The 16,522-nt window shown below is 65.5% G+C and carries 12 protein-coding genes; 6 read left to right on the plus strand and 6 right to left on the minus strand.

Annotated elements, in window-relative coordinates:
• Positions 1-224 precede the first annotated feature (224 nt).
• From gcvPB to gcvT, 4 genes are all read right to left on the minus strand, one after another.
• Positions 225-1,643, minus strand: a complete 1,419-nt coding sequence (gene gcvPB, locus ACSC1S_RS11550; RefSeq protein WP_435364414.1) for an aminomethyl-transferring glycine dehydrogenase subunit GcvPB — start codon at positions 1,641-1,643, stop codon at positions 225-227.
• A complete protein-coding gene (gcvPA, locus tag ACSC1S_RS11555; RefSeq protein WP_435364415.1) occupies positions 1,640-2,980 on the minus strand; it encodes an aminomethyl-transferring glycine dehydrogenase subunit GcvPA in 1,341 nt (446 codons plus the stop codon). The genes gcvPB and gcvPA overlap by 4 nt, the downstream gene beginning before the upstream one ends.
• 249 nt (positions 2,981-3,229) lie before the next feature.
• The gene (gcvH, locus tag ACSC1S_RS11560) at positions 3,230-3,613 is read right to left on the minus strand and encodes a glycine cleavage system protein GcvH (RefSeq protein ID WP_435319051.1); all 384 of its coding nucleotides are present in this window, start codon (positions 3,611-3,613) and stop codon (positions 3,230-3,232) included.
• Entirely contained in the window at positions 3,610-4,716 is a 1,107-nt protein-coding gene (gene gcvT, locus ACSC1S_RS11565) for a glycine cleavage system aminomethyltransferase GcvT (RefSeq protein ID WP_435364416.1), read from the minus strand. The genes gcvH and gcvT overlap by 4 nt, the downstream gene beginning before the upstream one ends.
• Positions 4,717-5,149: 433 nt before the next feature.
• Here gcvT and ACSC1S_RS11570 point away from each other — a divergent pair, with 433 nt between their 5' ends.
• The 6 genes from ACSC1S_RS11570 (at position 5,150) to ACSC1S_RS11595 (ending at position 14,331) form a co-directional block, all read left to right on the plus strand.
• A complete protein-coding gene (locus tag ACSC1S_RS11570) occupies positions 5,150-5,548 on the plus strand; it encodes a DUF7975 family protein (protein ID WP_435364417.1) in 399 nt (132 codons plus the stop codon).
• Positions 5,549-5,689: 141 nt separating this feature from the next.
• Positions 5,690-6,121 carry a universal stress protein gene (locus tag ACSC1S_RS11575; RefSeq protein ID WP_435364418.1) on the plus strand — a complete coding sequence of 144 codons (432 nt, stop codon included), beginning with the start codon at positions 5,690-5,692 and terminating at the stop codon, positions 6,119-6,121.
• A complete protein-coding gene (locus ACSC1S_RS11580; protein WP_435364419.1) occupies positions 6,118-8,364 on the plus strand; it encodes an amino acid permease in 2,247 nt (748 codons plus the stop codon). Before ACSC1S_RS11575 ends, ACSC1S_RS11580 begins: the two co-directional genes overlap by 4 nt.
• Positions 8,365-8,559: 195 nt before the next feature.
• Positions 8,560-10,119: a DUF2238 domain-containing protein gene (locus ACSC1S_RS11585; protein WP_435364420.1), complete on the plus strand. Its 1,560-nt coding sequence runs from the start codon at positions 8,560-8,562 to the stop codon at positions 10,117-10,119.
• Between the two features lie 75 nt (positions 10,120-10,194).
• A complete protein-coding gene (locus tag ACSC1S_RS11590; RefSeq protein WP_435364421.1) occupies positions 10,195-11,070 on the plus strand; it encodes a DUF4399 domain-containing protein in 876 nt (291 codons plus the stop codon).
• 513 nt (positions 11,071-11,583) lie between these two features.
• A complete protein-coding gene (locus ACSC1S_RS11595; RefSeq protein WP_435364422.1) occupies positions 11,584-14,331 on the plus strand; it encodes an RNA-binding protein in 2,748 nt (915 codons plus the stop codon).
• Positions 14,332-14,555: 224 nt separating this feature from the next.
• Here the strand turns inward: ACSC1S_RS11595 and secY are convergent, their stop codons facing one another.
• Together secY and ACSC1S_RS11605 are read right to left on the minus strand one after the other, a co-directional pair.
• The gene (gene secY, locus ACSC1S_RS11600) at positions 14,556-16,025 is read right to left on the minus strand and encodes a preprotein translocase subunit SecY (protein ID WP_435364423.1); all 1,470 of its coding nucleotides are present in this window, start codon (positions 16,023-16,025) and stop codon (positions 14,556-14,558) included.
• Between the two features lie 3 nt (positions 16,026-16,028).
• Positions 16,029-16,520, minus strand: a complete 492-nt coding sequence (locus ACSC1S_RS11605; RefSeq protein ID WP_435364424.1) for an uL15m family ribosomal protein — start codon at positions 16,518-16,520, stop codon at positions 16,029-16,031.
• Positions 16,521-16,522 lie beyond the last annotated feature (2 nt).

Here is a 16,522-nt window from a genome sequence, read left to right on the forward strand (position 1 = left end):
GTGTCGTTCAGCCATAAGGGGTTACAGCGGCATACTGAGCTATCACGGCGGCGAGAACCGAGTCATAAACCGTATGCAGCGATAGCAAATACGGGTATGGCGGTGAAGCGACGGCTACAGGACTGGTGCTCGGAATGCTCGCCGGAGAGGCCTGCGGCAGCTAACGAACACGATATCGAGACTGAATCCAGAAGAAGACGGAACTCGAACGACTGGTGGGACAGCTACTCGTCGGCCAGCGACCGCCAGGACAGACGCAGGTCCCGGGCCGCCGAGGTCTGGTCGATACGGCGGGCCGTGGTCCGTTCGGGGGCCGCCTCCAGCGTCTCGTCGTCCTCGGCCGCGACCGCGTTGAACGCGTGGGCGAGCTGGTCGAGCGTCTCCTTGTTCTCGATCTCGGTCGGCTCGGTCATCAGCGCCTCGCTGACGATCTCGGGCCACTTCGTCGTCGGCGGGTGAACGCCATAGTCGAGCATGCGCTTTGCCACGTCGGCCGCGTCCTGGTCGCCTGCGCTCGCGACGAACTCGTGGTGGAACGGCCCGTAGGGGACCTCGTAATCCACCTGGGTCGCGAGGTAGTTCGCGTTGAGGACGGCCTTCGCGCTCGCATCGCGGAGCCCGGGGTCACCCAGGCGAGCGATGTACGCGTACGTCTTGAGCAGGACGAGCCAGTTGCCGAGGTAGCCGTGGACCTTCCCGATGGAGTGCTCGGGGTCGACCAGCTCGTACTTGCCGTCATCGCGGTCGACCTGGGGCCGCGGGAGGAACGGCGCGAGGTGGTCGACCACACCGACCGGGCCCGCGCCCGGGCCACCGCCGCCGTGCGGGGTGGCGAACGTCTTGTGGACGTTGTAGTGCATGATGTCGAAGCCCATGTCGCCGGGGCGTGCCCGGCCGAGGAGGGCGTTCAGGTTCGCCCCGTCGTAGTAGAGGAGTCCCCCGGCATCGTGGACCATCTCGGCGATGGTCTCGATGTCGCGCTCGAACAGTCCGAGCGTGTTCGGATTGGTGAGCATGAGCAGGGCGGTCTCCTCGGAGAGTGCGGCTTCGAGCGCGTCGAGATCGACACGGCCGTCCTCGCCACCGGGGAGTTCGACCACGTCGTAGCCCGCGAGGGCGGCACTGGCGAAGTTCGTCCCGTGTGCGCTCTCGGGGACGATGATCTCCGAGCGGTCCTCGCCGTTGTGCTCGTGGTACGCCTTCGCGACGAGCACACCGGTGAACTCACCGGCCGCGCCCGCGGGCGGCTGGAGCGTGACCGCGTCCATGCCGCCGATACGACCGAGGTAGTCCTGCAGGTCGTACAGGATTCGGAGCGTGCCCTGGATGCTCTCCTCCGACCGGGCCGGGTGGACCGCGCCGGACTCGAGGGCGGCCACGTCCTCGGTGAACTTCGGATTGTACTTCATCGTACAGGAGCCGAGCGGGTACGGGCCGGAGTCGACGCCGTAGTTCATCTCCGAGAGCCGGGTGTAGTGCCGGGCGATCTCGGGCTCGGAGAGGTCCGGCAGGTCGAGCGAGTCCCGGGTGAGGTCGTCCGGCAGCGGGGAGTCGTCGAGGTCCGCTTCCTTCGTGTGCTTCTCCGAGAGCAGTGGCTCGTAGCGTTCCTCGTCGTGGGTCCAGCGGGCCTGGTCGAACTTCATCTCGCCACCTCCGCGAAGGTCTCGACGAACCCATCCAGTTGCGAGTCGGTCGCCCCCGTCACGCAGAGCTGTATCTCGTGTTCGCCGACGACGTGGACCGCGTAGCCCTCGTCTTCGAGGTCACCTGCGATGGCCTTCGCCGGCTGGTCGGTGTGGGCGACGAACTCCCGGAAGTGATAGCGGTCGTGGACCGGCGCTTTCACGCCGACGATCTCCGAGATGCGCCCTGCGAGTTCCTGGGCGTCCGTCACCGACTCCTTCGCGAGGTCCGCCAGCCCGTCGGGGCCCAGCGAGGCCGCGTGCATGGCGGCCCGGAGCGCGACCCACGCCTGGTTCGTGCAGATGTTCGAGGTCGCCCGCTCCCGGCGGATGTGCTGCTCGCGGGTCTGGAGCGTGAGCGTGTAGGTCCGCTTCCCGCCCAGGTCCTCGCTCGCGCCGACGAGACGGCCCGGCACCTGCCGGACGTAGTCCTCGCGGGTGGCGAACAGCCCGAGACCCATCCCGTAGCTGGTGGGCATCCCGAGCACGTCGGCCGCACCGACGACCACGTCGGCACCGACGCTCGCGGGCTCTTGCAGGAGCGCGAGCGCGACCGGGTCGGACCCGAGCGTGAACAGCGCGTCGTTGGCGTCGGCAAGGTCGCCGATCGTGTCGAGGTTCTCCTCGACACAGCCCCTGACGGTGGGGTTCTCGGCGTACACCATGACCGTCTCGTCGCCGACGAGTCCGTCGAGGGCGTCGACGTCCGCGTTCCCGTCGTCCATGGGGTACGTCTCGACCTCGAGGTCGGTCCCCCCGACGTAGTTCGCGAGTACCTCGTGCCGGCCCTCGGCGAGCTGCTCGGGGACCAGCACCTGCGTCCCGGAGGTCTGGCGGAGTCGGTCTGCGAGCGTCGCCGCCTCGCCGAGCGCGGTCGCGGCGTCGTACATCGAACAGTTCGCGACGCCCAGTCCCGTGAGTTCGACCAGCATCGACTGGTACTCGAACAGTGCCTGCAGGAACCCCTGCGTGATCTCGGGCTGGTACTGGGTGTACGAGGTGAGGAATTCGGAACGAAGGGAGAGATGGTCGACGACCGAGGGGACGTAGTGGCCGTAGTGGCCTCGTCCCAGGAGTTCGACCAGGTCGTCGTTGTGGTCGAGTGTGGCTGCTACTTCGGCCCGAACGGTCCGTTCGTCGCGTGCCTCGATACCGAACTCGCCGTCGAACAGGACGCTCTCCGGGATGTCGAAGAGCTCGTCCTCGCTGTCGACGCCGATCGCATCGAGCATCGCCTCGGTGTCCGCCGGGGTATGCGGCGCGAATGGGCTGCCCTGTGTTGTGTCGTGTCCACTCATGATGTGACTGGTGCTACGGTGTACGCGTACTCGCCCGCGGCCGCCCCGCGGCCGATGTTTCGATTCACAATAGCGCGGTTGGGACTACTGGCATATGATTGCCGTGGTTCGCACGCGGATGGTGTGCACGAACGTGGGTATAACCGAATCGAAAGGATAGGTGATACGCTCGTTCCTGCATACTGCGCGGCAGTATTTTCCGGCCAGCGTGTCGCGAGCGAGAACCGGTCCGGTGGCCGATGGCCGACCTCAGGCGACCTGCTCGGAGTACTCGTCGGCACTCAGCAGCTCGTCAAGCTCGGACTCGTCGGCGAGTGCGATCTCCAGCATCCAGCCGTCGCCGAAGGGGTCGTCGTTGACGAGTTCCGGCGCGTCGAACAGCTCCTCGTTCACGTCGGTGACCTCGCCGGAGACCGGCGCGTACAGGTCGGAGACGGCCTTGATGGATTCGATGACGCCGAACGCCTCGCCCTGTTCGACGTCGTCGCCCTCACCGGGGAGTTCGACGAACACCACGTCGCCCAGTTCGTCCTGTGCGAAGTCGGTGATGCCGATGCGGACGGTGTCGCCGTCGCGCAGTACCCATTCGTGCGATTCCTCGTACTTCCGGTCGTCAGGTGTCTCGAAGCTCATTTGTCTCGTTCGTAGAAGGGGAGTGGTTCGACGACTGCCTCCTTCGCCCGACCGCGGACTATGATGTGCAGTCGGGTGTCGGGGGCGGCGAAGTCGGTCGGTACGTAGCCCAGGCCGATGGGTTCGTCGAGCGTGGGGCTCATCGTCCCGCTGGTGACGGTGCCGATGACGAAGTCGTCCGTGTCGGCGATGTCGTAGCCGTGGCGGGGCACGCCCCGGTCGACCAGTCGGAAGCCGACGAGTTCCTCCTCGACGCCGTCTTCTTTGACCTCCTCGAGGGCGTCACGGCCGACGAACTCGGTGTCGAGTTTGACCGTGAACCCGATGCCGGCCTCGTAGGGGTTCCGCGGCTGGTCCTCCGGGTGGAAGTCCTGCCCGGAGAGGAGCAGGCCTGCCTCCAGCCGCAGGGTGTCACGCGACCCGAGCCCGCAGGGCTGGACGTCGTCGAACGCCTCCCACACGTCGACGGCGTCGGCCCACGGGACGACGAGTTCGAACCCGTCCTCACCGGTGTACCCGGTTCGCGCGACCAGACACTCCGCGCCCGCCACGTCCGTGTAGCGGGCAGCGAACCGCGAGAGGTCGGCGACCTCGTCCGCCGCCGCCGCCGTGACGTGGTCGACCGCGTCGGGGCCCTGGACCGCGAACATCGCGAAGTCCTCGGTCCGGTCGGTGACCGTCGCGTCGAGGTCCCACTCGTCGCGGTGGCTGCTCCACCGTTCGAGCATCTCCTGTTCGTGGCCCGCGTTCGGGACGAACAGGTACGTCGGGTCCGCGTCGCCCTCGTCGGGGTAGCGGTAGACGACCGTGTCGTCGATGATGACCCCGTCCTCGCGACAGATGCAGGAGTACTGCGAGTCGCCGGGGCCCAGTCGCTCGATATCGTTGGTCGTCAGTCGCTGCATCAACCGGGTGCCGTCCGGCCCGGACACTTCGATCTCGCCCATGTGCGACACGTCGAAGATGCCCGCACTGGCGCGAACTGCCTCGTGCTCGGCGCGGATTCCCTCGAACTCGACCGGCATATCCCAGCCGCCGAACTCTGTGAACTTCGCGCCGACCGCGTCGTGTTGCTCGCGCAACGGCGGTGTCCTCAGGGCCATATCTGGACCCTCTCTCGCCGGCAAGTAATGTTTTCGTATCCCGTTGAGTGGTCGCCGGTTCTTCGCGTTCTGTTGGGGTGTTTCGACGTGGCCGGTCCGCGTTCGGGTCGCCGTTTCACTGTGCTCGAACGTGCTCGAAACCCGGCGCGGCTGACACAGGCTGGACGAGCAAGCAACTCGCTCGCGCTGGTGGCGATGACCGCCACCGCACAGCCCCGCACCCACACCCTCCCCAGCCGACTCCCTCCGTTTCGTTCCGTTTCACTCCACTCCACTTCGGTCGTCCCTCGCGCGACGTCGATGCGGCCGTCTCGTAGTGCTCGACGGCCGCGCCAGCACGCGCCACGGTGGCCACTCCAGGCACCCGAACCCCACGACACAGAATCAGAACCCACTACACTACCCCACCCGAAAGCACGCAGCAAGACCACCCATGACACGATTCGACGCGTCGACGGCGGCAACACGAATCGAACTGGTCGCGGACGCCATCGCGGCACATCGTGAGCGCGGGAGCCCCTACACGACGATAACCGTCGAACCGACCGACACCGACCGCGAGCTGGGCCACGGGGCACCGTGGGTGCAGTACTTCGACGGGACGGTGGCCCTGGACTGCACGGAATACGAGCTCGAACAGCTGAAATCGCTCTGTTCGGAGTTCTCCTCGTTCAGTATCGAGGAACTCGTCGAACCGGAGGAGGCCGAAGGGACCCACGCCAGACTCACGGCACGGACCGACGACGAACGGGTCGCCCAGTTCGTCGACCGGGTGTTCCAGGACGTGTTCGACCGTCCAGCGTCGTACCGGCTCTGGGTTACTGACATCTGATTCCGAGACAGAACACTATTTGGTCGGTGGGCTTGTACGGCCGACCATGAGACAACCGCACAGCGATTCGAATAGAGACGACACGGTCGTCGAACCACAACGCCGATGCAACTACTCCGTCCCTGGCGGGGGTGGTGGGTGATGGAGTCCGAACTGCTCTCTCACCCGGTTGTCCCGGTCGCAGGCGAGAAAGACTCGCAAGCGACACTCGAAGCACTTCTCCCGTACCTTCCCGACGAGTCCCGACTCACCATCGTCCACGTCGTCGAGAAGGCGGGCGGGGCACCGGATAAGGCATCGGTCGAACAGCGCGAGGAGTACGCCGAGGAGGCGTTCGAGGTCGCTCGCGAGAAGTGCGCCGAGGCCGGCGTCGACTGCGAGACGAAACTGGCCTACGGCCGGAACGTCTCGAAGGCCATCTTCGACACCGCGAAGGAGGTCGACGCGACCGCGGTCGCGTTCGTCCCACGCGAGGGCAGCCGCTTGCTGCGGTTCATCACGGGCGATACGACGCTCGACCTCGTGACGGAGGCCGAACTGCCGGTCATCGCACTCCCCGGGGGTGACGAATGACCGACGAGGAGCTCGCCAAAGACCTTGGCCCACTCGCCGCCCTGACCATCGGGGTCGGGACGATGATCGGTGCGGGTATCTTCGTCCTGCCGGGGGACGCCATCCTCGAGGCAGGCTCGCTCGCAGTCGTCTCCTTCGTCCTCGGTGGGGCAATCGCGCTCCTGACCGCGCTCTCGGCGTCCGAACTCGGGACCGCCATGCCCAAATCCGGCGGTGCGTACTACTACGTCAACCGGGCGCTCGGCCCGCTGTTCGGGTCGGTCGCCGGCTGGGCCAACTGGATGGGGCTGGCGTTCGCCTCCGCGTTCTACATGGTCGGCTTCGGCCAGTACATCAGCAACATCTTCGGCCTGGCCGACGGGTACACCCTCGCGGGCATCACCCTGCCGTCGGTGAAACTCGTCGCGCTCGCAGGCGCGGCCCTGTTCGTGATGGTGAACTACATCGGCGCGAAGGAGACCGGCCGGCTCCAGAACGTCATCGTCATCATCCTCGTCATCATCCTGTCCGTGTTCACCCTCGTCGGTGCGCTGCGGGCCGACCCGACGAACATGCCCGAGAGCAACGGGTTCGGGCCGATGATGACCACGACGGGGCTCATCTTCGTCTCCTACCTCGGCTTCGTCCAGATCACGAGTGTCGCCGAGGAGATCAAAGACCCCGACCGGAACCTGCCCCGTGCAGTCATCGGGAGCGTCCTCATCGTGACGGTCATCTACGCGCTCGTCCTCGTCGTGATGAGCATGGCCGTCGAGAAGGGGTTCATCGCGGAGCTCGCGGGTGGGACGGACAAGATCGCCGTCGTCGAGGTCGCTCGCCTGCTGCTCGGCCCCGCGGGGGCCATCGCGATGCTCATCGGTGGGCTGCTGGCGACCGCCTCCAGCGCGAACGCGAGCATCCTCGCGTCGTCGCGCATCAACTTCGCGATGGGCCGTGACCGCATCGTCACGCCGGAGCTCAACGAGATCCACAACCGCTACGGCACGCCCTACCGGGCCATCGCCATCACGGGCGCACTCATCCTCGTGTTCATCGTCGTCGCGCCGATCAAGACGCTGGCGACGATGGGGAGCGTCCTGCACCTCATCATCTACGGGCTGCTCAACCTCGCGCTCATCGTGATGCGCGAGGCCGACGTCCCCGAGTACGAGCCGTCGTACACGGTGCCGCTGTACCCCATCACGCCCATCGTCGGGGCGTTCGTCTCGTTCGCCCTCATCGCGTTCATCGACCCGGACATCATCCTCCTGAGCATCGGGTTCGTCATCTTCGCGAGCGCATGGTACCTCGGCTACGCCCGGACCCGGACGACCGAGAGCGGCGAACTCTCGGAGTGGATCCTCTCTCGCTCCGACGAGATGCCCGACTCCGCGGTCAACGCGGCGAACACGGTCGCCCCCGACGGCGGCCAGTTCCGCGTCATGGTCCCCCTCGCGAATCCCGAACACGAGAAGGACCTCATCTCGCTCGCGTCGGCCATCGCCAAACAGCGCGGCGGCACCGTCGTCGCGACGCACATCGTCCAGGTGCCCGACCAGACCTCGCTGTCGTACGCGAAGGAACACGTCGACGAGATGGACCCGGGCAACAAGGCACTGCTCGAGTCCGCGCGGACGAACGCCGAGGCGTTCGACGTGCCGGTCGAGACCCACACCATCCTCTCGCACCGGTCGTTCGAGGAGGTGTTCGACGCGGCCCGCGACCACAAGGCGGACCTCGTCGTGATGGGCTGGGGCCCGCACTCTCACGGTCGCGCCGAGAGCCGCGTGGACGAACTCACGCAGGACGTCCCGTGTGACTTCCTCGTGCTGAAAGACCGTGGTTTCGACCCGCAGAAGGTGCTGGTACCCACTGCGGGTGGCCCGGACTCCGACCTCTCCGCGGAGGTCGCACTCGCCCTGCAGTCCCAGTACGACTCCGAGATCGAGCTACTGTACGTCCGTCGGACGGACGAAGAGACCCACGAGGAGGCCGAATCCTTCCTCAACGAGTGGGCGACGGACCACGACCTGACGAACGCGACCTACATCGTGGACGACGGCGGCGACGTCGAGGACGCCATCGAGCGCCACGCGCGCGATGCCTCGATGCTCATCGTCGGCGCGACCGAGCGCGGCCTGCTCTCGCGCCTGCTCCGCGGGTCGCTCGTCATGGACGTCATCAGCGACGTTGACTGCTCGGTCCTGCTCGCCGAGAAGGAGCGCAAGACCAGCATCCGAGAACGGCTGTTCGGTCGGCAGTAAGCGGCTCGACCACCGCGACCCACCTCTCGCTTCTGTGACGTTATAAGTCAGGACTCCGTTACGTCTCGGTTTCTACTACTCTCAATATCCCGCGACGAGTATGTGTCAGTATAGCAAGGAGGGGGAGGACTTGCAGGACACAACCAGCACCAGCAGGGGGAGAGGCATCACCGGTGTACGCAGCTGGAGGGGGGAATGAGCGCCGTCGTCCGATCAGTCAACGCCGTATTGACGTGGATGCTCGTGTTCGGGCTCATCGCGCTCGCCGGATTCGCGTACACACGTGAAACGACGCTACTGGCCGTTCTCGCGGCGTTCATCGCGGTGCTCGCTGCAGGGCCCGCCATCACCAGGGGCTCGATGACACAGGTCGCGCCGTGGCCGCTGGTCACCATCGCCTGTGTTCCACTCACCACGCGCATCTTCGGCTCCGAGGTGTTCATCGCGACCGGGAGTGACCTGAAGCTGTGGGCGCTCTCGCTCGCGGACGAACACGGTCTCTACGATCTCGTCCCCTCCGTGAGCGACGCCAAGCTCTGGGCGGTCTCGCTCGCGACGAAGTACGACCTCGACTACGTCGTCTGGACGGCGCGGGACGCCAAGCTCTGGGCGCTGGCGGTCGGGAACCGGTTCGGGTTCGACCTCGCGTACTACTTCTCGTGGGACTTCGTGCTGTACCTGCGAACGACCCTCGTGAACAGTGGCTTCGAGTCCGTGTTCATGTTCGTCGACGCCGCCTCACTGGCCGCCGTCGCCCTGCTCGGTGTCGCCCTGCTCCAGCAGTTCACGAGCCTCCGCATGACGACCAGCTTCGGGCGGTTGTTCGTCGCCGTCTCCACCATGGGGCTGACCGGCTTCTGGGGCATCGCTCGCTGGTTCGCGACCGACGCCTTCGGCGTGACACTGGTGACGACCAACGACAGACTCATGTACGAGTTCGCCATCGCCAGCGTCGCGGGCATCGTCGTCGCCGTCCTGTTCGCCCGATACTTCTGCCGGTCGCGCCCGGAAGAAGACAGTACAGCTGCCGTGTCGCCGACCCGCGGGACGGGTTCAGTCGCGACCGATGGTGGCGAACCGACGCCCCTTCCGGGCGAGGTCGCGGACCCGGCCGAGGTGGCGGCAATGACGCGCCCGCGACTGCCGGAACGGGCCGCCAGTGTGCTGGTCAGGCTGATGCAACTCAGCCTGCTCGGCATCGCGTACATCGGCTACCAGCAGGAGAGCTTCGGCATCCTCGTCAACGCACTTGGCGCGTTCACCATCACGTTCCTGCCGGCCATCCTCGGGCGCGACCGCCGGTTCACCCTGCACGTCTACCTGACGTTCTGGCTCACCGGCGCGGTCCTGTTCCACGCCGCCGGGACGCTCGGCCCCTACGGGGACATCGTCTGGTACGACGACCTCGCACACACCCTCTCGGCCTCGGTCGTCGCCGCCGTCGGCTACGCCACCGCCCGGTCGCTCGAAGCCCACAGCGAGACGCTCCGACTCACGCCCTGGTTCACCTTCCTGTACCTCCTGCTGTTCGTCATGGCCGCCGGCGTGGTCTGGGAACTACTGGAGTTCGGCGTCATGTTCGTCGCGGACCGGGCCGGCCAGCCCGCGCCGATCGTCCAGTCCGGCCTCGACGACACCGTCTCCGACCTCATCTACGACACCATCGGCGGTGTCGTGGTCGCGCTGTTCGGCTCGGTGTACCTCACCGACGCGCCGACCGAGCGCCCGGACGTGCTCGAACGTCGCTCTGCCTGACCCCGACTCGACAGCCGTATTTCGTTTTCTGCTGGCGGAGTGGCCATTCGACCCCGCGCCGTACTAGCACGCACGATGCAGTCACCAGTCGAGTCCACAGCGACCCCTCCCGTCGCGACCGAACCGCCAGCGACCACTGCCAGGGGTCGCCCCCGCCGGGTCGACAGGCGCTCCCTACTCGTCGCCCTCGGGAGTTCGGGCGTCCTCGCCACCGCAGGCTGTCTCTCGCGCCGCCCGCAACAGCAACCCGTCGGAGACCCCGCCCCGGCCGGGGAGACACCCTACCCACCCGACGCGAGCGTCTCGTTCGTCACGCCCACCGACGGCGACGTCATCGCCAACGGCGTCTCGGTCGTCATGGCCGCCGCGAACGTCGACCTCGAACCAGCCGGCCAGCCCCGGGCCGGTGCCGGCCACCTCCACCTCCTCGTCGACACCGACCCCATCTCCCCCGGCGAGATAATCCCCGCCGACGCCCGCCACTACCACCTCGGCGACGGCTCCACCGAAACCGTCCTCGCCCTCCCGCCCGGCCAGCACCGCCTCGTCTGCCAGCTCGGCGACGGCAACCACCGCGCGACCACCCTCACCGACACGGTGACCATCACCGTCGTCGAGGGGGCCAGCATCACCATCACCCAGCCGGCAGCCGGCGCAACCGTGAGCAACCCGATCGTCGTCCGCTGGACGACGGAGGCGGTCCGCCTCGAACCCGCTGGCCAGGTCCGACAGAACGCCGGCCACGCCCACCTGCTCATCGACACCGACCCCATTCCCGTGGGCAACCGCATCCCCGCCGGGCCGAAGCACCTCCACTACGGCGGGGGCGAACCCGAGGCGACACTCGACCTGTCCGCAGGCGAGCACCGACTGGTGTGCCAGCTCGGGAACGGCAACCACCTCGCCACGCCCCTCACCGACGAGGTGACAATCACCGTCGTGGACCGGTAACGAACCCCCCTAATCGGTCACTGCTACCGTGGGGGCCAGCGCTAACAGGCCCATAGCTATGGACCAGACCGTTGTATCACGTCACGGGGCAGCACGTTCGAAGTAGCATCGACGCCTCCGGTCGCACGGTCGGCACCCAACTCGACACCGACACCCGCGACCGAGCACTGTCCCCGGTATCCCACCACTGTCGAATCGCCGTTCCCTCTCCCCCCCATTCGCGTTTTCCTGTCGCCACGGTAGCGGAGCGAATACGGAGACCCGTCCGAAATATGTTGGTTGTGGTAGTTATCGAAGTAGTATCGGCGGAGAGGCAGTAGAGATTCGCAAGTCACACTGAAGCCCTGCACACACGAGATGCTCATTCTACTGATTGAGAAGGCGTACTCAATCAGTTCCGGGACTCGACAGGAGTTTCTACACTCACAAAGTGTGGCTGAGAAATAATGTAGTACAGACAGTCATGTAATTTTGAGATACATTTATCTCTGCAGGGCGAATCACGGCAGGTGTATGGGAAATGACAGCTGTTCGGATGGGGGAGTAGAGTTCAGCAGGCGATCCATGCTGAAGACCGCTGGCCTAGCGGTCGTCGGGACTGGAATCCCGATAACGGGCGTAGCCAGGGCCAGCGAGGGGATAACGACCGTCCTCGAACAGGACTTCGAGGACATCGGTACGGGAGGATACCCGGCCGACTGGTCGAAGCAAGGGAACCACGACCAACGGGTCACAGACCAGTTCGCAGGTGAAGGCCAGAAGTCGCTGATGATGAGCGGCTCTCCAGGAGGCTGCTGGGAGGCGCTCGCCGACGTTCCCGCCGACGTTCCCGCAGAAGGACAGACGGTCATCTCAGGGATGATTCGTCCGACGACCAGCGGTCGGGTCGGCTGCCACGACTCGAAGGGCCAACTCCAGTTCCGCACGAGAACCGGATGGTGGGGTGCAGGAAGTGGAATCCGTCTGTTCCGGTTCTACAAGAACGGAGAGGTCCAGACGCGCGGCGAGCGCGTGACGGAGTACACGGAGAACGAGTGGCACGACTTCGAAGTCGTCTACGAGCGAACGAAGCCAGACGGTGGTGGCAACGGGACGATTACGCAAACCGTGACCGTGGATGGCGACAGCCACACCGTCGAGTACGATGCTCCCGGTCACGCGGACGACTTTTCGTACGTCCGTCTGGGAAGTGGTGACTTCGACGTGTACTTCGACGACATCACCATCGAGACGGGACCCATCGACGAGTCGGGACCAGCAACGGCCACCGTCGACATCGCTGACGACGCAAAGCTCGTGCAAACGGTCACGAACACCCGGCTCAACTCCGACGAGGATAGCTCCGTTCCCGACCCGCAGGTAGTCGCCGGAGTCGACACCTCCGTCGCGTTCGGGCTCGTAACCGATGGTCTGGCGGACCTCCCCGACTCCGCCGAGGTGCCGATTTCGGTGTCGACGCCCGACGGGAGCGTCGGCGACGTCGCGCTCACCAGGGCCGAACTCGAGACGCTGGCCGATGCCGATAGACCTGCCACCGCGCTCGCGGACGTGTTCGAGGGACAGACACCGCCAGTGTTCACTCCAGGCCCGGACTTCGAGTCCGTCACCATCGAGGTGCAGGACGACTCCGGAGACGGGTGGGAGGTCACGGGTGGCGAGCCGGTCACGCTAGAAGCCGGTGCCGACTTCGAGGTCGTGGAGATGCCGGAATTGCGGATCGGCCTCGGGACGGTGAAAGCAGCGACGACGATGGAAGGCGGTGAGGAAGTTCCCCAGTACGGCGACACGGACACCGGGACGTTCACCTACGACGAGGACGGGTACGAATCCCTCACCGAGGCACTCCATGCCTTCGGCAGCGATCTCGAAGACTACCTTCTCGACGAGTACCCGACAGCCCAGGTCGACGTGAAGGTCCTCGAGAAACCCATTCAGGGCTCGGGGACACAGGGGTACTGGGGGATGATCGCAGACATGGACGACGTGTACGAGCAGGTGTACGGTGAGTACGACGTGGACGTCGCGCTCGCGGTCGTTCCCAACGGTGACGGGGAGAACGAGAGCTTCTACACTCACCACTACGAGGCAGCCAACGGTGTCGAGCCGATGATGGGCCTCCCTGAACTCCTCCAACCACAAGAGGCCGCTAGCGTTCGCTGGCGACCCGAGGGTGATGCCGCCGTCGAGACAGCAGCACAGGAAATCGCCCATCACTTCCTACCAACCAACGCGTACAGTGGGGACTACACGTTCGACGGCAATCACGTCCACCCCTCCTACAGTAACGCCGAGTACGGGGTGGTCTCCACAGCGTTCGATATCTCCGCGGACACCTACGAGGCCACCGACGGACTCTTCTCGTTCATGTCATACGCTGCAGAGACGGATCTCGAGGACACCGAAGAGACGGAGGGGAGGCTCGTGGCAGACGCACTCTCGCATCAGAAGCTAATCGACACCGGGTTCGACCCGCACCCGATGGAGATCGACAGGAGTCCCTTCAGTCAGACTGGGACGGTCATCTCGGGACTCTTCGACACCACCAGCGGCGAGGTGTTCAATGTCTCTCTCCGGGAAGGAGGACCGCTCCCGTCCGCCAAGGGCAGCGACATCGTCGTTCGAGTCAAAGACGGTTCCGGAGAGGTACTCGACGAGCGACACACGGCGAGAGTTGCGTTCACCCACGACGGAACTGGCTCGGAAACGAGTGATGTCGCCCAGTTCGTCGTCCCCTTCGGCGACACCGCTGCAACAGTCGAAATCGTGACTGGAGATACCCGAACCACGTTCGACCCAGTCTCGAAAGTCCTGTCTGAGATGATTGCCTCACTCCCCGACGCTGCCTTCGAGAACAACCCCGACAGCCGGCGCGAGACGCTTCAGCTGAAGCTCGACGCGGTGCATGGCCAAGTGGACGAGGGAGCCTACCGTGGGGCCGCCAACAAGCTCGAGAACGACGTCCTCGACAAACTGCACAAGTGGCTCGTAGACGTCGAGCCCACGGCTGCGAACGTCCCGTCGACCCAGACCGTCATCGACCAGTGTGACCAGCTAGTCGACCACATCCAGCGCCTCGCAGAACGGGCTGGAAACGAGGGACCTGCCGACGACCACGGGAACGGCAAGGGGAAAGATAACACACCGCCCGGAACCGAGCATGGAAACGGCGACCGGGGTGACAATGGTGGTACCGGGCGTCCAGCTGACGAGCGCGGGAACGGAACCGAATCACCCGGCCCCGGCAACCGAAACGAGCACTGAAATCGGTCGGGGGCAGCGAGCACCCAACTCCAATCCCCTACGTCGGCGCAGGAATCACTCAGTCCGCGATGGTTCTTCCACGGTCCCACGGACGCTGGCTCACGTGATAGCCACAGACGGAGTTCTCTGAGCGAGAGAAACCCCTCGACCGTCGACTGCGTGGCCACTATGGGGCGAAACGTCGTCGAAGAAATGGTGAAACGAGAGTGGTTCGAGATGCCGGCTCAGTTGCCGAACATCTGGCGCATCATCGGGTGCATCTCCATGAGCTGCTCCTCGGCGATCTCCTCGTACAGCTTGTACGTGATGGAGACCGTCAGCAGCAGCCCGGTACCGGTGACGCCACCGACGGTGCCGAGCATGTTCGCCAGCACCGCCAGCAGGCCGACCAGCGCACCACCGATGACGGTGACTTGCGGGATGTACCGCTCCATCACCTTCTCGATGACGCCGACGTTCTGGCGGAAGCCGGGAATCTGCATCCCGGAGTTCTGGATCTGCTTCGCGGTCGCCTTCGGACCCATGTCGGTCGTCTCGACCCAGAAGATCGCGAACACCGCACCGCCCGCGATCATGAACGTCAGGTCGACGCCGACACGGATGAGCACCTGCCAGACCTCCATGCTGGCTGCCTGTCCGGTGCTCCACCACATCCAGTCACCGGGCGACTGGATGGGCGCGAGGTAGTAGAACAGGCCGCCGATGGCCTGTCCACCACTGTACTGGGCGACCCAGTTCGGGAGGCCGACCGCGCTGTTCAGCCCGCGCCCGAGGAACTGGATGTTCGCCTGCAGGGCGCGAACCAGGATCATCGGCAGGACGCTCGCGTAGATGAGCTTCACGGGGAAGCGACCGCGTGCGCCCTTGACCCTGGCGTGACTGAGCGGGATCTCGACCCGCACGGACTCGGCGTACACGACGATGGTGAAGATGATGATCGTCGTCGCGAGGGCGATTATCTGCCCCTCGGAGCCGAGGAACTGCGCGAAGCCGGACGTGGTCAGCACGTTGAAGTCGACGTTGCCGACGACGATGGCGAACCACCGGCCGAACATGTCGAAGAAGCCGGTGACGAGGCTCTGGCTCACGCCTGCCACGATGAACAGGCCGATACCGGAGCCGACGCCCCACTTGCTGACGATCTCGTCCATGAACAGGACGAGGACGCCGCCGACCAGAATCTGGGCGAAGATGAGCAACTGGATGGCCAGTCCGGCGTTCGCGGTACCGACGATGCCGGCCATCGTGGATGCCGCCGCCTGCTCGACCGGCAGGATGGCGTTCGAGAGGAACACCATCGGGAGGCCGGTCAGGCAGATCATCACCAGCACCAGCAGCTTCTGGAGGCCCTGGTAGAGCACCTGGTCACGCGGATCGTTGGTGTCGAGTCCGAGCAGATTCGCCCCACCGAGCAGTTGTAAGACAATGCTCGCCGTGACGATCGGACCGATACCGAGGTGCAGTATCGAGCGATTCGCGCCCGCCAGTATCGAGCGGAACTGACCGAACGCGTCGCCGCTTGCTCCCGCACCGACCGGAACCGTCCCGAAGACGGTGACGGTGGTGAGGAAGAAGTACAGTACGAGCACGCCAGCGGTCCATCCCAGCTTGCGCTTGAACGGGACGTGACCTTCTGGCCGCTGTACTGCGGGCATCCGCGTCAGGACCGGTTCGGCAGCCTCCTTCCATCCCATGGCTTATTCCTCGTCTGCGGTCTCGTCTTGAGTTTCTTCCGGTTCTGGCTCCTCCGCGCGGTCGGTCAACACGGCCTCGCCGCCGGCCTCTTCGATGAGGCCGCGAGCGCTTGCCGTGAACGCGTCCGCGTGGACTTCGAGCTCGTTGCGCACCTGACCGCCACCGAGGACCTTCACGACGTCTGCCTCGTGGCCGTCCTCGACGACGTCGCGAGCGTCGACGACGTAGCCGTCGCCGCTCTCCTCTGCGACGCCATCCGCGACGTACAGGGCGATGTCCTCGTCCAGCTTCTGGACGTTGATCTCTGCGACCTCGTCCTGGACGTCCTGCGGGCGCTTGAACCCGTGCTTGCCGAGCGGTTCGTAGTTGTGGAACTCGTGTTTGTCACGGCCAGCTCGACCGCGGCCACCACGGTGACCGGCACCACGCCGGTTCTTGTGCGTCCCACCGCCGTGTGTGCGCGAGCCGCGCTGGCGTCGTTTCTTGCTCGTCATTG

Source organism: Haloarchaeobius pelagicus (genome assembly GCF_051207375.1).
GTDB lineage: Archaea > Halobacteriota > Halobacteria > Halobacteriales > Natrialbaceae > Haloarchaeobius.